Here is a 17,939-nt window from a genome sequence, read left to right on the forward strand (position 1 = left end):
CTTTTTCTCCCTTTTTTCATATACATATTTTAAGGGGAATACAATGAAAACAAAAATTTTAACTGGTTCGATTATTGCAGCCTATGCATTATTGAACACACCGGCATTTGCAGAAGAGGTAACACTTGATCCAATTGTTGTGAGTGCTGATTTTAGGGAAGCAAAGCTATCAGAAACTGCAAATAGTGTATCTGTTATAGGTGAAGAAAAAATTTACGATAAAGCATCAGCTGGTTTTGAAGAAGTAATAGGTAAAACACCAAATGTAAACTTTGCAAGTGGTGCATCAAGAGCACACTATATCCAAATTCGTGGTATTGGTGAAAGAAGTCAGTTTGCAACTCCTGTTAATCCGTCTGTAGGTATCAATATTGATGGGATTGAGTTTAGTCAGAGTGCTTTAGCTGTAACACTTTTTGATGTCAAGCAAATAGAAGTTTTACGTGGTCCACAGGGAACAACATTTGGAGCAACCGGTATGGCGGGGGTTATCAATATTCAAAGCAACGAACCAACAAAAGAGACTGAAGGTCATATCGAAGCAACAGTTGGCAACTATAATACTAAATCATTGGGTGCAGCTGTAGGTGGAACGCTTATTGAAGATACGCTACTGGGTAGATTTTCAATCTATAAAAATACCAGTGATGGTTTTATGAAAAATTGGCATATAGACAGTCAGGGTAATGAAATTAGTCAAGATGATACCAATAACATAGACGAATTAACAGCAAAAGCAAAGTTACGTTGGTTTGCATCTGATAATCATACGATAGATCTGAATTATATGCATCTTGATGTTGATAACGGTTACGATGCTTTTAGTCTTGATAATACAAGAACAACGCATTCAGATGAACAAGGTAAAGACACACAAGAAACAGATGCATTTTCTTTAAAATCAACCTATCAACTCAATCCAAAGATGCACTTAGTATCTAAAGTTAGTCATAGTGCTTCAGATCTTGAATATAGTTATGATGAAGATTGGTCTTATGTTGGGGAGTTTAATGCAAGCCTTGAGCCTTATAGTTATTTTGACCAGTATCTTAGGGATCGTGAGCAAACAGATATGGATGTAAGATTGGTATCAGATGAAGAAGGTCGTATTTTTAATGGTTCTACAGATTGGACGATGGGAGTGTATCTTAAAAACTACAGTGAAGATTTAACTAGAAACCGTAGAAAAGAAGATGTATACGTTCTATTTACCAATGAATATAAAACTAAAAATAGAGCAATCTATGGTCAATTAGATAGTACTTTAACATCAAAGTTAACACTGACAACAGGTCTTAGAGCCGAAAAATGGGAAGTAAGCTATAACGATTCAGATAATGTGAATATCAATACTGACGAAAATTTATTTGGTGGGAAAATAGGGTTACAATATCAACATGACAATACACACCTATATTACGTGAGTCTTTCTAAAGGATATAAGCCTGGTGGTGTGAATGCAGGTGATGTACCTTCTCCTGAATATAAAGATTATCAAACTGAAACACTGTGGAATATTGATGCAGGATTAAATGCTAATTATTTTGAGAATAAGTTGATCAGCAGACTTAACCTTTTTTATGGAAAAAGAAAGGATCAACAAGTTAAAGTTTATTCAGCTGAGCAATTTGAATTCACTGATTATTTGACTAATGCAGCAGAAGGTCATTATTATGGATTAGAAGCTGAGCTTGATTATTATCCTAATGATAATGTACATTTTTATGGTAGTCTTGGTTTGTTGAAATCAAAGTTTGATGAGTATGCAGAGTATGATGATCAAGGTGACTTAGTTCCTTCATCTTTGGAGGGTAGAGCACCAGCACATGCCCCAGAATATCAGTATAATATAGGGGTTGACTATAGATTCGTTGAAAATTGGACATTGAAAGCTAATGCAGAAGGTAAAGATAGTTTTTATTTCTCAAATACACATAATGAGGAATCAGAGTCATATACACTCTTTAATAGTAGTTTGGAGTATACACATGAGAATTGGACAGCTACATTATGGGTGAAAAATATAACTGATGAAGATTATTATGTCAGAGGATTCTATTGGTATCAAGACCCTGCTATAGGGTATGAAGAATCTCGTTATACACAGTTTGGTGCACCAAGAACAGTTGGTTTTACAGTAGCATACGATTTTTAATCTGTGCTATAATATATGATGTTTAAACTCATCCAAATCTTACTTTTAACTCTACTTTTTAGTATCACTTCAATAGCAAGTGATACTAAGCCCACCCTTACCATATACACGTACGATTCATTTACAGCTTCTTGGGGCCCTGGACCTAAGATAAAAGAAGCTTTTGAAAAAGAACATAACTGTAATGTAAAGTTTGTAGGTATGTCCAGTTCCATAGGTGCGTTAAGAAAGATACAGCTTGAAGGTAAAAACACCAAGGCAGATATTTTACTTGGGCTAGACACCAACATTGCACAAGCTGCCAACAAAACCGGACTGTTTGCCAAACATGATCTGGATACTTCGAATCTAGATTTGCCTGTTCCCTATACAGATGAGTATTTTGTACCGTATGATTACAGTTATATGGCTTTTGTTTATGATGAAAATAAGGTGAAAAATCCTCCAATGTCATTTGAAGCACTTGCTGCTATGCCGGAAGATTTTAAAATCGTTATCCAGGATCCTAGATCATCTACCCCCGGGCTTAGTTTGCTTTTATGGGTCAAGGAGATTTATAAAGAGAAAGCAGGGGAGTATTGGAAAAGACTTGCTCCTCATATACTGACCATCACTAAAGGCTGGTCCGAGGCTTATGGCCTGTTTTTAAAAGGAGAAGCAGATATGGTCTTATCTTATACGACATCTCCAGCCTATCACATTATAGAAGAGAACAGAACGAACTTTAAAAGTGCACATTTCGAAGAGGGACATTATGGACAGATAGAAGTTGCAGCTATGCTCAAGTCTTCTAAACATAAAGATCTGGCAAAAAAATTCTTACATTTTTTGCATAGTGAAACATTTGCAGAGATCATCCCTACTGCAAACTGGGCCTATCCTGTTGTTAAAACAAAACAAGGGTTACCGAAAGTATTTAAAACACTGACGCAGCCATCCAAAATGATCTTACTTGATGGTAAAACAGTTGAAACTCATAGAAAAGCGATCATCAGCGAATGGCTTCACTCATTGGAAAGATAAAGATGTTACAAGAAGCAAAAAGATTGAAATATTCGCTGCTTCCGGGAGGATTAGTCTCTCTCTTATTGCTAGGGTTTGCCTTTGTATTGTTCTTCATACTTTTTTTCTCACAAGAGGATGCCTCTGTAGCACAACTTGACAGTAGAGTCTTTTCACTTTTAAAATTTACACTGTACCAAGCCTTTTTATCGACACTGTTATCGCTGTTGGTAGGTTTGGTTTTAGCCTGGAGTCTGGCACATCAGTCAAACTTTAAAGGGCGGTCTCTACTGGTAGCACTCTTCTCCTCCTCTTTGGTCTTACCGACACTTATTGTGGTATTTGGACTTATTTCTGTACTTGGACGTAATGGATGGGTCAACCAACTGAACCTATATCTTTTTGATCACTCCTTTGGTTCTTATCTTTATGGATTAACCGGAATCCTGGTAGCACATGTCTATCTGAATGCTTCCTTTGCTTCAAGGTCCTTACTGCATGTTTTTGAATCTATCCCTAAAGAGAAGTACAAGCTTGCAAAAAGTTTGAACTTTACAACGTTTCAACGGTTTATGTATGTGGAGTGGCCGGCGCTGCGTACGACACTGTTAAGCATCGGATCGACCATATTTCTTTTGTGCTTTACCTCATTTGCCATCGTACTTGTACTTGGTGGTTCACCTGCATATAATACTTTGGAAGTGGCTATCTATGAAGCGGTAAAACTTGATTTTGACATAGGCATGGCTTTGAAAATAGCACTGATCCAACTTGCAGTGACTACCTTACTTGTACTTTTTTCATCCAACTTTAGAACCGGTGTAGGCAATGTAAAAACAAACACATTGATCATACCTTGGTCTGAGTCAAAACATGTCAAACGATTTCAAGTAGCCATTATCAGTCTGTTTTCCCTGTTTTTTATCTTACCTCTACTTGCTATCATCGTTGATGGAATAGGTGCAGATTTTACAAGGATACTCTCAGCACCTCTTTTTATCAAATCTTTTTTTACGAGTATTGGACTCGCAACAGTTTCAAGTATATTGACCGTACTTTTCGCACTCTTTTTAAGTGATACAAAAAGAAACTTTACCCTGAAACATCGTTTGCCGGATAGTACTTTCTCAAAAATTCTAAATATCATCGTTTCCTTTTCAGGGAACCTGTATCTTGCTGTTCCATCATTGATCATGGGGTTGGGGTTTTTTCTTTTGTCACAAACCTATGAAGCTCCGATGGCTGTATGGTCGACTATAGCACTTCTCACGGCAAATGTACTCATGTCATTGCCTTTTGCCTTGGCTGTTTTAGCACCTGTGATGCAAAAGACTGCACAAAGATATGATAAGCTTGTCTTTTCGTTAAACTTGAATCCATTGCAAAGATGGGTTTATTGTGAATACCCTTACTTAAAGTCATCTATTGGCTATGTTTTTGCCTTGTCTTTTTGTTTTTCACTAGGGGATTTAGGTATCATAGCATTGTTTGGATCTGATGATTTTTCAACCTTGCCTTGGTATTTATATCAGCTTATGGGGTCTTACCGAACAAGTGATGCTGCGGGAGTTGCTTTGATACTCTTAGCCATCACACTATGTGTATTTATTTTGTTACCAAGAGTATTTAGGAGTAGCGTTGCTAAACATAACTGATTTAAAGTACCAGCATAAAAATGCTGATGATATCTATGAGTATTCTATGTACGTGAAGCCTAAAGAAATAGTAGCGATACTGGGTCAAAGCGGGAGTGGGAAATCCACACTTCTTGACTTATTGGCAGGATTCCTGCATGTACAAAGCGGCAGTATTGTGTTAGATGAACATGAATTGACAGAAGAGAGTGTTGAAAGTAGGCCCATTAGCATCTTATTTCAAAACCACAACCTGTTTGAGCATTTATCGGTACAAAAAAATATACTTTTAGGCATAAGCAAAACACTCAAAAGTACTCAAGAAGCGTTAGAAAAAGTAAAAAAAATACTCAAAGAAGTAGGTCTTGAAAAATATGAGCATACCATTGTCTCATCACTTTCGGGAGGACAACAACAGCGTGTTGCATTGGCACGTGTACTGATACGCCGTGAGCCTATATTACTTTTAGATGAACCCTTTACAGGATTGGATGCCGATACAAGGATTGCGATGCTTGATCTGGTCAAAAAGATCACACATGAAAATAACTTACACACTATTATGATCACGCATGAGATAGAAGATGGTGAACGTATTGCAAGCAGAGTGTATAAATTAGAGAATCAAAAGCTTGTGGAACAATGATAGATCAGCTGAAACAATACACACTTTTTGAAAACAAAGAGATAGACTCATATCATTTACTCGAAAAGCAGGGTTATTGTAATGAAAATTATGTGATCCATAGTGAAGAAAAAAGATATATTGTACGAAAGTTCATTCGAACAGATGTAGACAGAAAATTTGAATTTAAAATACAACAAATGGCCTTTCAAAAAGGTATAGCAGCAGAGCCTTTACTTTTGGATGAAGAAAATGCATTGGCAATATCAGCATACGTAGAGGGTATACATAAAGAGAGTTTAGAAAAAAACGATCTGCATCGGTTTGCAGAAGTCTTGAAAAAAGTTCATACTTTAACAATAGAAAGGGACCCTCTATTGTTAGAACCATTGCTAGAGACAAGATCAAAAGCTGTAGAGGATGCATTTGAAACCCTAAAAAATTTCCCCTCTGAATGGGTATTGTGTCACAATGACCTCAATCCTCGTAATGTACTCTTTTCAGAAACGATCCAATTGATAGACTGGGAAGATGCCGCGGTCAACGACAGGTATTTTGATCTGGCATCGGTATGTGTTGAGTTTGATCTAAACAAAGAAGATGAAGCTTATTTTTTAAAACGTTATTTTACTAGAGAAAATGAAATTAATGATGAAAAACTCAAGGCGTATAAAATCATTTATAAAGCCTTATGCACTCAATGGTTTGAAACCTTAGAGAAGAAAAGCTAAAATTAGCAGCCGCCTGATCCGCAAGGTGACTGGCCTGTAGCAAAAAAACGTGCTGTGACGGTATCCATAGTTGAAATGTGTGTTTGAAGCCAGGCAGGTAACGTTTCTATAAAATAGATCTTTAATGCCTGTATATCTCTATGCTGCTGCCAGTGGGAAAATAGATCGCGCATCTCTTGGAGTGCTCTGTCATGTTCACCTTTATGTGCAAGGTAAGGAGGGAAATGCATCTCTTGCATTTTGACCTCTTCATTTTGGAAATGGATCACGGTATGTTCTATCCATTGAGTATACAGATCATCTATAACTGCAGCACTCTCTTCACTTCCGTCATAGGCTAAAATATGTTCAAAAATATTGTTAATGATATCCACATCCTCTTTATGGACTTCATTCATAAAGTCCATATCGACCTGTGGTATCTCATGATATTCTATAAGCATAGGTTTCCTACTCTACCGTTACAGACTTAGCAAGGTTTCTAGGCATATCTACATCATTCCCAAGTCTTACAGAAATTTCAAGTGCAAGCAGTTGTGTTACTACCATCATTTCAAAAAATTCCAACATAGGATGAGAATCATATATTGTTTGTATGAAATCATCCGCGAGTTCAAAAGGTTCTGGAGAGATGGCACAGATCGTTGCATCTCTGGCACTCAACTCCTCTACGTTTGATTTGATCTTATCATAGTGCATAGTCTTTGGCATCAGTGCGATGGTAAAAAGTTCACTGTCCGCAAGGGCGATAGGCCCATGTTTCATCTCACCGGCAGGATACCCTTCCGCATGTAAGTAACTTATCTCTTTCAGTTTTAATGCACCTTCGAGTGCAAGAGGAAAGAAAATATCTCTACCGATAAAGAAAAATCCATGTCCATGTAGATAATGTTTAGAGAGTCTATTTAGTTTGGCATGCAAGGTATCAGTGACTATCAATGCTTTTGGGGTTTGCAGCATTGCAGCGATCTCACTCTTGAGTATCTCTTTTGAAACCGTGCTTTTTTCTTGACCCACATAAAGAGCCAGCATCCACAGTACCATGGTCTGTGTTGCAAAAGCTTTGGTACTTGCAACCCCTTTTTCTATACCGGCTCTTGTTAAGATGGCAGCATCACTTTCACGAACGATAGAAGAATTATCTACATTACAGATACTCAGACTCTTCAGTCCTGCACGCTTTGCCATTTTAAGGGCTTCGAGTGTATCTGCAGTCTCACCACTTTGTGAAATAGTGATGAAGAGAGTGTCTTTTGTCAGTAAGGGTTCTTTATATCTGAACTCAGAAGCGATCTCTACATCACATCTGATCTTTGCGATACGTTCAAAGAGATAGGCAGACGCCAGGGCAGAATGGTAGCTGGTACCGCAGGCACAGATCTTAATAGCTGAGATCCCTTCAAAGCAGTTTTTATCGAGTTCATCAAAAGCAATGGCATCATCAACCACACGGCCCATCATCGTTTCACTCATCACACGACTCTGTTCATAGATCTCTTTTTCCATGAAAAATCGGTATCCGTCTTTTTGTGCAAGTATTTTATCAGCACTTAGTGTTTGTGTGGTGAAACTCGTACTTCCATTTTTGTCAAAGAGATGCACCTTGCCATCTTGGACATAACCATACTCACCATCTTCAAGATAATATACCTCTTTTGCTTTACCGATCACAGGAGTGTCCGAAGAAGCAAAATAAATTTCATCTTCATCAAATCCTATAAGCATAGGAGAACCGTTCTTTGCAAAGAACATAGTATCAGGCGCTGCCTTGGTGATGAGCAGTGTCGCGTAGGCGCCATCTAGCCTTTTGATCGTTTTTTCAAAAGCAGTAAAAGCTTCATTCGATGTATTATAATATTTTTCAAAAAGATGTACGATCGTTTCTGTATCTGTCTGGCTCAGAAATTTTACACCTTCATTTTGTAGTTCATTTTTAAGCTCTTGATAATTTTCGATGATCCCGTTATGTACCACATAAGAGTATGCACCTAAGTGTGGATGAGCATTGAGTTCCGTTGGTTTACCATGGGTAGCCCATCTAGTATGACCGATAGAGATACCAAAACCTTCGCTTTCATACTTTTTGGTTTTTTCACGTAAATTGGACAATTTACCTATGGCTTTATACTCAGAAAGTTTATCCCCTTCAATGACTGCGATACCCGCCGAGTCATATCCTCTGTATTCAAGTTCCTGTAAGCCTTCAAGCAATATTTCTTTTTTCTCTTTTGGTCCTATATATCCGACAATTCCACACATATTATTGATTCCCTGTAAGTTTATCTATTATTGTATCGACATTATGACAAAACTTTCCATTCTTTTCAATAAGAAACAAGTCCCTTACACGTCTTTTAAGCGTATGAATTTTGGCAGTAGCGATGTCAATACCCATCTCATCAAAGAGTTTGATAACATAAGCAAGCAAACCTTTTTGGTTTTTACAGTTTAGATACATCACTGCATAGGTTTTCGAGTGTTCGCAATCGATCTTCAGTTCGTCTTTTCCTATAACAGGTACTGTCAGGGTACTCTTTTTTGTCTCATCAAATGAATCACGAAGAATTTCTTTAATATGCAGTACCTCTTCAGGGTTTACTTTGGTAGAAAAATCGATTTTAAAATATTTAAGATCATCAAAAAGTTTACATATGTCCATATGAACCACCTCAAGTGTTGAAAGTTTCCCTAAAAGATAAGAAATATTAAATGGTTTTCTGCGAGTCACTTCAATGGTCAAGTAGTTTATATTGCTTATTTTGAACGTATAATCTTCCGTTGTAAAAGCGTTTTTGGAGATGGAAACTATTTTTTGCAGGCTATAACGTAAAAAGAGTAGATCTGAAGGAATCTGTAATACTTTTTTTTGCTCTATTGGAGTCAATGTTTTGAATGCGGCATTCCGTTTGAGTGCCTCTTCTTTTTTGACCCGTTTTGCTGCTTCGTCCAGCCTAGTCTTATTATCCAAAATTTCGAGTGATTGTTGATAAAGTATTCTGATCAGTCTTGCATTAAATGAATTATATATGTCTTTACCTACACCATTCATATCTGCATAAGTTAGTATATAGATGAGATCCAAAAGTTTCTTAGTTTGAAAATGTGAGGCAAAATGTAAAACAGTGTTTTCATTGTAAATGTCATCACGTTGGGCTACTTTGCTCATCAATGTATGATATAAAATGAGTGTCTCACCCATCGCAATATGTTGAGGATCTAAATTCAGTTTCTCTGCAAAAACTTTAAAGAGAGATGCACCGACAAGGTGATGGTCTCTTTCTCGTCCTTTCCCTGCATCATGCAAGAAAGTGACAATTTTGAGCATGACTTTTTCTTCATCGTTCAGTGCTTCAAAAAGTGCTTTGATGAATGGATCCTCTATATTTTCCAAATGATACACACAACGTATCGAGTGCATATCAACTGCAAATTGATGGTATCCGTCAAATTGGGGGAGATTAATCGCTTTTCTCATAGGTGGAATCGTATAGCCCATGAGTCTTGCATAAGAGAGTACCTTGAGAGTGGAGTGACTGTATGGCTGATGGAAGATACTTTTGATAGTTTTATAGAGCAGTTCATCAGGACGTTCCGGTTTTTCTGCAGTAATTAACTTTTGTATGAAGGTTGGATGTGCATAAAAAGGCTTTTGTGCATGCGTAGAGAGCTGTTGAAGAAGTGCATTGAAATTTTGCTTTCCTTTTTTTGGGTAAAGATAGTTTTTTTCAGGATTATCGGCAATATACTCTTGGGTTAAAATATTGAGCCAGATCGTACTATAAAGGCTGATGATCTTTAAACTTTCAGTCACTTTTTTAGCACATTTCATTTGACCTCTTTTACCCTCCTCATAGCCAAGTAAACGAGCAATGTCAGGAATAAGTTCAAGACGTAACTGATCTTCTTTTTTGCCAGCAGTTAAGTGTAAAGCGGAACGTACCCGGAAAAGAAATTCCAATGCGATCCGGAAGGTACGATATTCTTTTTCATCCACTACATTAGCAGGAAGATTTTTGATATTATTCACATTATAAAGTATTTTTCCTATCCAGAAAACAAGGTTCGCATCACGAAAACCACCTGATCCATCTTTAAGGTTTGGCTCCATGGTAAGGGGGAATCTGCGGTGTTGTAATTCTCGTTCTTCTAGTTTAAGTTGTATGAATTCTTTTATATTGTCATGACGAATTTGAGAGATGGCATTTTGTGTTTCTGTCCAAATAAAAATGGAGCCTTCGATCATACGGGATTCGATCAGTGCTGTTTTGATCGTAATATCGGTTTTAGATACTTCATAGAGGTCATCAATAGTGTGTACCCTATGTCCTAGTTTTAAGCCTGTATCCCAAAGTATATAGAGTATTTTTTCGATGATCTCTTTTACGTTGTAAGCAGGTATATCCTTATAGACCAGCATGAGGTCTATATCCGAATGTACACATAGTTGTTCTCTTCCGTAACTTCCCAGTGCGACTAGCCCCAGAGGAATTGAGTTTTTCATCGGAAGATAATCCCCGAACATATCTCTGGTTGCAACCTTGTAGATGATCTTTAAAATACTGTCTATTTTTTTTGTATGCTTCACAAGAAAATCTTTACCTCCTGAAGTGGCAAAAGTTTCTTCAAGTGTATCAAAATAGAGTTTTATATCTTTTTTAAGCACTTTGGCGATCTCGAAATCTGCCGCTTTATTATAGAGTAATTCTTCTATTTGTGCTTCAAGTGTATTCATTTATTACTCCCCATAATGTTATATTGGTATAATACCCAAAAATAACTATGGATGTTCTCAGAATGGATTTGATACAAAAAGTACGTAACAAAGAGAGACTCACTCAAAAAGAGGGTGAAGCACTTTATGACTTAGATCTCTATACGCTTGGTGAGCTCGCCGATGAAATTCGTAGAGAGAAATACGGCAACAAAAGCTACTTTAATATAAACCGCCACATAAACCCTACCAATGTGTGTGCAGATGTGTGTAAATTTTGTGCCTATTCTGCAAGTAGAAAAAATCCAAACCAATACACCATGACACACGAACAGATCTTGGATATTGTAAAAAAATCGGTTCAAAACGGTGCAAAAGAGATGCACATTGTCTCCGCACACAATCCTAATGATGGTGTAGAGTGGTATATGGGTGCATTTAGAAAGATCAAAGAAGCGTTTCCTGACCTTCATGTCAAAGCCATGACAGCAGCAGAAGTAGATTTTCTGACAAGAGAGTATGGATACAGTTACGATGAAGTTCTAGATATGATGATCGAAAATGGCGTCGATTCTATGCCTGGTGGCGGGGCTGAGATCTTTGATGAAGAGGTACGTGAATATCTGTGTAAAGGAAAAGTGACTTCAGACCAGTGGATAGAGATACACCAAAAATGGCATGAAAGAGGAAGAGAAAGCAATGCTACTATGCTTTTTGGACATGTGGAAACGCGTGCACACCGTATAGACCATATGATAAGACTCCGTGATCTGCAAGACAAGACAGGTGGGTTTAATGCGTTTATACCGCTGGTCTACCAAAGAGACAACAATTTCCTCAAAGTGACAGATTTCCCTTCTGGACAAGAAATACTCAAAACCTATGCCATTTCTCGTATTATGCTTGATAATATTCCTCATATGAAAGCCTATTGGGTGACGGCATCGGTAAATCTGGCACTGATCGCTCAAGAGTTCGGCTGTGATGATCTGGACGGCACGATAGAAAAGGAGTCCATTCAATCTGCAGCAGGTGCACAGAGCAGTCATGGAATGGATCTGAATGATTTTGTAGCCTTGATCAAAAACACCGGCTTCCAACCCATAGAGCGCGACAGTCTTTATCATGAATTAAAAGCCTATTAGTATGGAAAAACGCTATTATCCCTATGAAGATTTTTTAGCGGATACAAACGCTTTGGCTCAAAAGATCGACTGGGAGTTTGACACTATTATCGCGATCGCCAGAGGAGGGCTCTCTTTAGGCCATCTGTTTGGTGAATATTACAATATCCGAGAAGTCTACAGTATCAACACCATTGGGTATGAAGATACCGTCAAATTAGAGCAGGTTAAAGTGTTTAATGTTCCAGAGTTGTCAGGGGCTAAAAACGTACTTATCGTGGATGATATCGTAGACAGTGGTGATACGATGATAGAAGTGCTGAAGGTCCTGCATCAAGCGTATCCTACTGTGAACTTTAAAACAGCTTCGCTTTTTTATAAGAAAAGTGCTAAAATAGTCCCCAATTGGTATGTACAAGAAGCCGATAGATGGATTGAGTTTTTTTGGTCTGTTGATTTAAATAGGAAGAAATAAATGGTATTAATGATAGACAATTATGACAGCTTTACTTACAATGTAGTACAGTATTGTAGAGAACTTGGTGCAGACTTAAAGGTCATACGTAATGATGAAATGACGATAGACGAGATTAAAGCATTACATCCCGATAAGATCATTCTTTCACCTGGCCCTTCCACCCCTGATGATGCAGGAGTGACACTCGATGTGATCAAAGAATTTGCAGATACTACGCCTATTTTTGGTATCTGTTTAGGGCATCAGAGTATTGCACAGGCGTTTGGCGGAGATGTGATAAGAGCAAAAAATATGATGCACGGAAAAACGTCCCAAATCGTGGTAGATGCAGAGACACCTATTTTTAAAGATCTGCCTCATGAGTTCAGGGCTACACGGTATCACTCTTTAACGGTTAAAAAAGAGACGTTACCTGATACGGTCATCGCAACATCGCACAGTACAGATGATGATGAGATCATGTCATTGCAGATCAAAGATAAACCTATTTACGGTGTGCAGTTTCATCCTGAATCCATTATGAGTGAATATGGGCATGAAATGTTAGATAATTTTTTAAAACTCTAAGATCCCAGAATGAAAAAACAGCATTTCTTCTTAGCATTCATTTTTTATGCTATCGCTGTTTTTTACCTTGCAACAACCACGCCTATCAGTCCGCATGAGGCCAAGATACTCTATACTTCAGATGACATCGTAGGGTCTTTGATGAGGTGGGGGGAAAGTTTTGATGCCGGGTTTATAGGCTTAAGGGCTTTTTTTCTCTTTTTCGGATTTCTGACTATTGGCCTTTTTTATGCACTCAGCCGACGTCATTTTGAAAAAACCAAAGATGTCTATCTTTCGACATTGATCTTTATGCTTTTACCTGGTATCCTCACTGCAACCACTTTGGTTAATGTCGCTATTATTGTATTACCGCTTGTGTTACTTTTTGTATTACTTCATGAGAAGGGCCATTATCTTTTACTCCCTCCGATCATGCTTGCTCTCTTTTTCATTCATGAAGCTTCCATCATTTTCTTTGTTGCCGTTTTGTTTTATGCCGTGATGCACAAAGAGAAACAATTGGCTATTTTTTCACTTAGTTTTCTATTGGCTTTTATTTATTTGGCTAAAGGTATAGAGATAGGGGGAAGCCCTTCCGGGCACTTCGTGGAGATATTTGGATTGTATGCAACGGTTTTTTCACCTTTACTGTTTCTCTATTTTTTCTTCGCAATGTATAGAATTTTGCTTAGAGGAGAAAAAACACTTGTATGGTACATCTCTTTTACTGCACTGGCTTTTTCTTTACTTCTGTCCATTAGGCAGCGTGTATATATCACTGATTTCGCTCCTTATGTGATGATCGCTATCGTGCTTATGTTGGATGTTTTTAATCATGCCATAGGCGTACGTTTACCACAGTTTCAGAAACGCTATAAACAAGGTTTTAGAATAGTGATGGCATTCCTTGTATTAAGTGTTCTTGTCATAGTAGGACATAAAGCACTATACTTGATCTTGAAAGATCCTAAACGACATTTTGCAGATCGTATATACAAACCCTATCTGCTGGCAGAGAAGTTAAAATCTCAGGGCATCGAGTGTTACGATGGGGCACATGGAAGAGAACGTTATCAGTTAAGATATTATGACATACCACCCTGTTCGTAAGTAAGTACCCAACACCCTTGAAAACTGTTTCTAAAATACACAATATTTTTTTTATACTTATAGTTTATATTACTTTTACGAAAGTTAAATTTATCTAATGCTAGACTATCAAGAACTAAACTAAAGGAGAACTCGATGGCTCAAAAGGCGATTAGAGAGTATGACGCAAAGTCAATTCTAGCAAAACATTGGGATAAGTATTTCCCAGATTTTACTTATGCATATCAAACTGTAATGGTCCAAAATGGATCTGAACTAGCAGAAGCTGCAAAAGAGAACACATGGTTAAACGAAAAAGCATTGGTTGCAAAACCAGATATGCTTTTTGGTAAAAGAGGTAAAAATGATTTGGTACTTTTCAAAGATGCTAAACCAGGTGATGTTTCATTAGCAAAAGCAATCAGCTGGATCGATGAAAAATCAAGCAGTGAGCAATCAGTGTACTTCTCATTTGACGGTGATACACCAACAGGTGAACCATCAGTGGATATGCTGACACACTTTATTGTAGAGCCATTTACTCCACACTCACAAGAAGAAGAGTATTATATCTCTGCTACATGTGTAGGTGATGATGATATGCTTTATATGTCTGCCGAAGGTGGAATGGAAGTTGAAGAGGGTTGGGAAGAGAAAGTAACTGAAGTTGCTTTTAAGATCACAGATACTGAAGAGCAGATCGCTGAAAGAATCAGAGCGAATGTTCCTGCTGATGTTGCTGAGAAAGATAAAGCAGCCTTTGCTGAATTTGCTATCGGTTTCTTCAAAGCATATAGAGAATTAAACTTCGCATACCTTGAGATCAACCCTTTTGTAATGCAAGGTAACAAGATCGAGCTTCTTGACATGGTTGCAAAACTAGATGATACTGCCGGATTTATGATGGTAGATGCATGGGGTGATGTTGAGTATCCAACTGCATTCGGTATGGAAGAGAAATCTCCGGAAGTATTGGCTGTGGAAGAAGCAGATGCTAAGACAGGTGCTTCACTTAAGTTGACACTCCTTAAACCAGAAGCTAGAATCTGGACAATGGTTGCCGGTGGTGGTGCTTCAGTTGTTTATGCTGATACTATTGCTGACCTTGCAGGAATCGAAGATCTTGCGAACTACGGTGAGTATTCAGGTGGACCAACAACAGGTGAGACTAAGTTCTATGCAGAAACACTTTTTGATCTTATGACAAGAGAAAAAGATGCACAGGGTAGAGATAAGATCCTTATCATTGGTGGAGCGATCGCTAACTTTACAGATGTTGCTAAAACATTTACAGGTATTATCCAGGCATTTGAAGAGTATGCAGATAAACTAAAAGAAGTTGGTGTAAAGATCTATGTTAGACGTGGTGGACCAAACTACGAAAAAGGTCTTAAAGACATTAAAGAAGCAGCAGATAGACTAGGTCTATGGATAGATGTATACGGACCAGAGACGCACGTAACTGATATCGTTAGAATGGCAGTAGAGGCATAAGGAGAGAAGATGGCACAATTATTTACTAGAGATACACAGGCTATTTTTTGGAACAACAATAAAACAGCGATCCAAAGAATGTTAGACTATGATTACACAATTAAAAGAGAGAAACCTTCAGTAGCAGCAATCGTTGCTCCAACTGCATCTGGAAAATTTGAGAAATTCTTCTATGGTGCAGACGAAGTGATGATCCCTACTTATAAAAGTACTGCAGAAGCAAAAGCTGCTCAGCCTCAAGCTGATGTACTTTTGAACTTTGCATCATTCAGAACAGCATATGATGTAACTATGGAAGCATTGGAGATCGGTGGATTCAACACGATCATGATCACAGCAGAAGGTATCCCTGAGAGACTTGCACGTGGTATGAATCAAGCTGCACGTGAAGCAGGTGTTGTTGTTATCGGACCTGCTACAGTTGGTGGTATCGTTCCTGGTGCATTCAAAATTGCTAACGTTGGTGGTACGATCGAGAACATCGTTAACTCTAAACTTCACAGAGCAGGTTCATGTGGTCTTGTAACAAGATCAGGTGGTCTTTTCAACGAGCTTTCTAACATCATTGCTATCAATGCTGATGGTATTGCAGAAGGTGTAGCGATCGGTGGAGACAGATTTGTTGGTTCAGTATTTATCGACAACCTTCTTAGAATGGAAGAGAACCCAGATGTAAAATACATGATCCTTCTTGGTGAAGTAGGTGGAACAGAAGAGTACAAAGTGATCGATGCTGTTAAATCAGGTAAGATCACTAAACCGATCATTGCATGGTGTATCGGTACGATCGCTAAGTACTATGATTCAGGTGTTCAATTCGGTCATGCAGGTGCATCTGCAAATGCTGAGCGTGAAACAGCTGAAGCGAAAAACAAAGCGATGGCTGAAGCAGGTATTCATGTACCTGCAACATTCAATGACCTTCCTGCAAAGATCAGAGAAGTATTTGAATCTCTTAACATCCCTGCTATTCCTGAGCCGGAGATCAATGTGGTTCCAAAAGTAAGAAGAAGCAAGCAGTTCATCTGTACTATCTCTGATGACAGAGGTGATGAAGCAACTTACGCTGGATTCCCTATCTCTTCAGTGGCAACTCCAGATACTGGTAAAGGTATCGGTGATGTGGTATCACTTCTATGGTTCAAAAAACAGTATCCAGAGTGGGCAACACAGTTCATTGAAACTGTGATGAAAACAGTTGCAGACCATGGTCCAGCTGTATCTGGTGCACACAATGCAAAAGTAACTGCTAGAGCTGGTAAATCAGTAGTTGAAGCACTTGTAACAGGTCTTCTTACGATTGGACCAAGATTTGGTGGTGCGATCGATGGTGCAGCACAGTACTTCAAGCATGCAGATGACAACGACATGACGCCAAAAGAGTTCTTGAACTATATGAAAGGTGAGGGTGTGCCAATTCCAGGAATCGGACACAGAATTAAGTCTCTTAAAAACCCTGACTTGAGAGTTAAAGGACTTATGGACTTCGCAGCTGAGCATTTCCCAGCTACACCACTACTTGACTATGCAAGAACAGTTGAAGCACTAACAACATCTAAGAAAGAGAACCTCATTCTTAACGTTGATGGTACTATCGGTATCCTTATGGTTGATATGTGGAGAGCACTTGGTTACTCTGAAGAAGAGATCAATGAGTTTATCGCTTCAGGTACACTCAATGCATTCTTTATCGTAGGTAGATCTATCGGGTTCATCGGTCATATTCTTGATGAGAAGAGACTTGCTATGCCTATGTATAGACACCCAATGGATGACATCCTTTACGATGTTCCAGTGGCAGAAAAAATCTAATTTTTTTACTTCACAGACTCTTTGACTGAACGGCTTTGTTGCGTTCAGTCAACTACTGTTTAGTAGGACATCTCTCTACACAAATCCTTATAAATCAAAAAAAGTTCAATGTTTTATATATGAGTAAAAATCTCATTTAGATTTTCTAGATCATTCTACGAAAAACAAAAATCTATGTAGAATCTTTCCTTTCCTTTCTATTTTAATCATCTCATTTAGATAAATAAGCATGAAATTTTCTTTTTTTACTAAAAAATAATTTCAATTTTTCAATTTTTTTCTCATTTTAGCATCCTATATATTTCTATTATAAAAGTAATCATATAGGCTAAAATTATACTGATTTCTTTTCTGAATTCTCATACTAAAGTGCTGTAGGGCACTGGAAGAAAATTGAGCCATAATAAGCGTGTATTTAGTAAATTTTCCTTATATAATGTAAGTAAAAAAAGAATTTCAAGAAATTTTCATATTTTCGCGAAAAACCCTTGACAAGGATAAAGTTCGGTGCTATAATACGCGTCCACAAACACAG

The 17,939-nt window shown here is 37.9% G+C and carries 14 protein-coding genes; 11 read left to right on the forward strand and 3 right to left on the reverse strand.

What is annotated here, in order from left to right; translation table 11 throughout:
• Positions 1-43 precede the first annotated feature (43 nt).
• From LDM93_RS11180 to LDM93_RS11200, 5 genes are read left to right on the forward strand one after another with little or no spacing between them, the layout of a single operon-like run.
• Complete coding sequence (locus LDM93_RS11180) at positions 44-2,155, forward strand: TonB-dependent receptor (RefSeq protein ID WP_223892486.1); 2,112 nt, start codon at positions 44-46, stop codon at positions 2,153-2,155.
• A gap of 18 nt (positions 2,156-2,173) precedes the next feature.
• Positions 2,174-3,178 (forward strand): thiamine ABC transporter substrate binding subunit, encoded by a 1,005-nt coding sequence (thiB, locus tag LDM93_RS11185; RefSeq protein WP_223892487.1) that lies wholly within the window; start codon positions 2,174-2,176, stop codon positions 3,176-3,178.
• Between the two features lie 2 nt (positions 3,179-3,180).
• The gene (locus LDM93_RS11190) at positions 3,181-4,812 is read left to right on the forward strand and encodes an ABC transporter permease subunit (RefSeq protein WP_223892488.1); all 1,632 of its coding nucleotides are present in this window, start codon (positions 3,181-3,183) and stop codon (positions 4,810-4,812) included.
• Entirely contained in the window at positions 4,796-5,437 is a 642-nt protein-coding gene (locus tag LDM93_RS11195) for an ATP-binding cassette domain-containing protein (protein ID WP_223892489.1), read from the forward strand. Before LDM93_RS11190 ends, LDM93_RS11195 begins: the two co-directional genes overlap by 17 nt.
• The gene (locus tag LDM93_RS11200) at positions 5,434-6,147 is read left to right on the forward strand and encodes a choline/ethanolamine kinase family protein (protein WP_223892490.1); all 714 of its coding nucleotides are present in this window, start codon (positions 5,434-5,436) and stop codon (positions 6,145-6,147) included. Before LDM93_RS11195 ends, LDM93_RS11200 begins: the two co-directional genes overlap by 4 nt.
• Before the next feature lie 2 nt (positions 6,148-6,149).
• Here LDM93_RS11200 and LDM93_RS11205 read toward each other — a convergent pair whose 3' ends face one another.
• Genes LDM93_RS11205 through LDM93_RS11215 form a run of 3 tightly spaced genes read right to left on the reverse strand, consistent with a single transcriptional unit; the run spans position 6,150 to position 10,879 of the window.
• A complete protein-coding gene (locus LDM93_RS11205) occupies positions 6,150-6,590 on the reverse strand; it encodes a bacteriohemerythrin (protein ID WP_223892491.1) in 441 nt (146 codons plus the stop codon).
• 7 nt (positions 6,591-6,597) lie between these two features.
• Positions 6,598-8,406: a glutamine--fructose-6-phosphate transaminase (isomerizing) gene (glmS, locus tag LDM93_RS11210; RefSeq protein ID WP_223892492.1), complete on the reverse strand. Its 1,809-nt coding sequence runs from the start codon at positions 8,404-8,406 to the stop codon at positions 6,598-6,600.
• A gap of 1 nt (position 8,407) precedes the next feature.
• Positions 8,408-10,879 carry an HD domain-containing protein gene (locus LDM93_RS11215; RefSeq protein ID WP_223892493.1) on the reverse strand — a complete coding sequence of 824 codons (2,472 nt, stop codon included), beginning with the start codon at positions 10,877-10,879 and terminating at the stop codon, positions 8,408-8,410.
• A 62-nt stretch (positions 10,880-10,941) separates the two neighbouring features.
• Here LDM93_RS11215 and mqnE point away from each other — a divergent pair, with 62 nt between their 5' ends.
• The 6 genes from mqnE to LDM93_RS11245 all read left to right on the forward strand — a co-directional run bounded on the left by mqnE (position 10,942) and on the right by LDM93_RS11245 (position 17,404).
• Positions 10,942-12,003 (forward strand): aminofutalosine synthase MqnE, encoded by a 1,062-nt coding sequence (gene mqnE, locus LDM93_RS11220; protein ID WP_223892494.1) that lies wholly within the window; start codon positions 10,942-10,944, stop codon positions 12,001-12,003.
• A 1-nt stretch (position 12,004) separates the two neighbouring features.
• A complete protein-coding gene (locus tag LDM93_RS11225; protein WP_223892495.1) occupies positions 12,005-12,457 on the forward strand; it encodes a phosphoribosyltransferase in 453 nt (150 codons plus the stop codon).
• The gene (locus LDM93_RS11230; protein WP_223892496.1) at positions 12,458-13,027 is read left to right on the forward strand and encodes an aminodeoxychorismate/anthranilate synthase component II; all 570 of its coding nucleotides are present in this window, start codon (positions 12,458-12,460) and stop codon (positions 13,025-13,027) included.
• 9 nt (positions 13,028-13,036) lie between these two features.
• Positions 13,037-14,119 (forward strand): hypothetical protein, encoded by a 1,083-nt coding sequence (locus LDM93_RS11235; RefSeq protein WP_223892497.1) that lies wholly within the window; start codon positions 13,037-13,039, stop codon positions 14,117-14,119.
• A 135-nt stretch (positions 14,120-14,254) separates the two neighbouring features.
• The gene (locus tag LDM93_RS11240; RefSeq protein WP_223892498.1) at positions 14,255-15,592 is read left to right on the forward strand and encodes an ATP citrate lyase citrate-binding domain-containing protein; all 1,338 of its coding nucleotides are present in this window, start codon (positions 14,255-14,257) and stop codon (positions 15,590-15,592) included.
• Positions 15,593-15,601: 9 nt separating this feature from the next.
• Positions 15,602-17,404: a citrate/2-methylcitrate synthase gene (locus LDM93_RS11245; protein WP_223892499.1), complete on the forward strand. Its 1,803-nt coding sequence runs from the start codon at positions 15,602-15,604 to the stop codon at positions 17,402-17,404.
• The last annotated feature ends 535 nt before the right edge of the window (positions 17,405-17,939 follow it).

Source organism: Sulfurovum sp. TSL6 (assembly GCF_019972115.1).
Taxonomy (GTDB): domain Bacteria; phylum Campylobacterota; class Campylobacteria; order Campylobacterales; family Sulfurovaceae; genus Sulfurovum.

What these genes read in the sequence shown, in the direction of transcription:
- LDM93_RS11200 (WP_223892490.1), top strand. Translation starts at nt 5,434, where the DNA reads ATGATAGATCAGCTGAAACAATACACACTTTTTGAAAACAAAGAGATA.
- LDM93_RS11230 (WP_223892496.1), top strand. Translation starts at nt 12,458, where the DNA reads ATGGTATTAATGATAGACAATTATGACAGCTTTACTTACAATGTAGTA.
- LDM93_RS11245 (WP_223892499.1), top strand. Translation starts at nt 15,602, where the DNA reads ATGGCACAATTATTTACTAGAGATACACAGGCTATTTTTTGGAACAAC.
- LDM93_RS11225 (WP_223892495.1), top strand. Translation starts at nt 12,005, where the DNA reads ATGGAAAAACGCTATTATCCCTATGAAGATTTTTTAGCGGATACAAAC.
- glmS (WP_223892492.1), bottom strand. Translation starts at nt 8,406, where the DNA reads ATGTGTGGAATTGTCGGATATATAGGACCAAAAGAGAAAAAAGAAATA.
- LDM93_RS11180 (WP_223892486.1), top strand. Translation starts at nt 44, where the DNA reads ATGAAAACAAAAATTTTAACTGGTTCGATTATTGCAGCCTATGCATTA.
- mqnE (WP_223892494.1), top strand. Translation starts at nt 10,942, where the DNA reads ATGGATTTGATACAAAAAGTACGTAACAAAGAGAGACTCACTCAAAAA.
- LDM93_RS11215 (WP_223892493.1), bottom strand. Translation starts at nt 10,879, where the DNA reads ATGAATACACTTGAAGCACAAATAGAAGAATTACTCTATAATAAAGCG.
- thiB (WP_223892487.1), top strand. Translation starts at nt 2,174, where the DNA reads ATGTTTAAACTCATCCAAATCTTACTTTTAACTCTACTTTTTAGTATC.
- LDM93_RS11205 (WP_223892491.1), bottom strand. Translation starts at nt 6,590, where the DNA reads ATGCTTATAGAATATCATGAGATACCACAGGTCGATATGGACTTTATG.
- LDM93_RS11240 (WP_223892498.1), top strand. Translation starts at nt 14,255, where the DNA reads ATGGCTCAAAAGGCGATTAGAGAGTATGACGCAAAGTCAATTCTAGCA.
- LDM93_RS11190 (WP_223892488.1), top strand. Translation starts at nt 3,181, where the DNA reads ATGTTACAAGAAGCAAAAAGATTGAAATATTCGCTGCTTCCGGGAGGA.
- LDM93_RS11235 (WP_223892497.1), top strand. Translation starts at nt 13,037, where the DNA reads ATGAAAAAACAGCATTTCTTCTTAGCATTCATTTTTTATGCTATCGCT.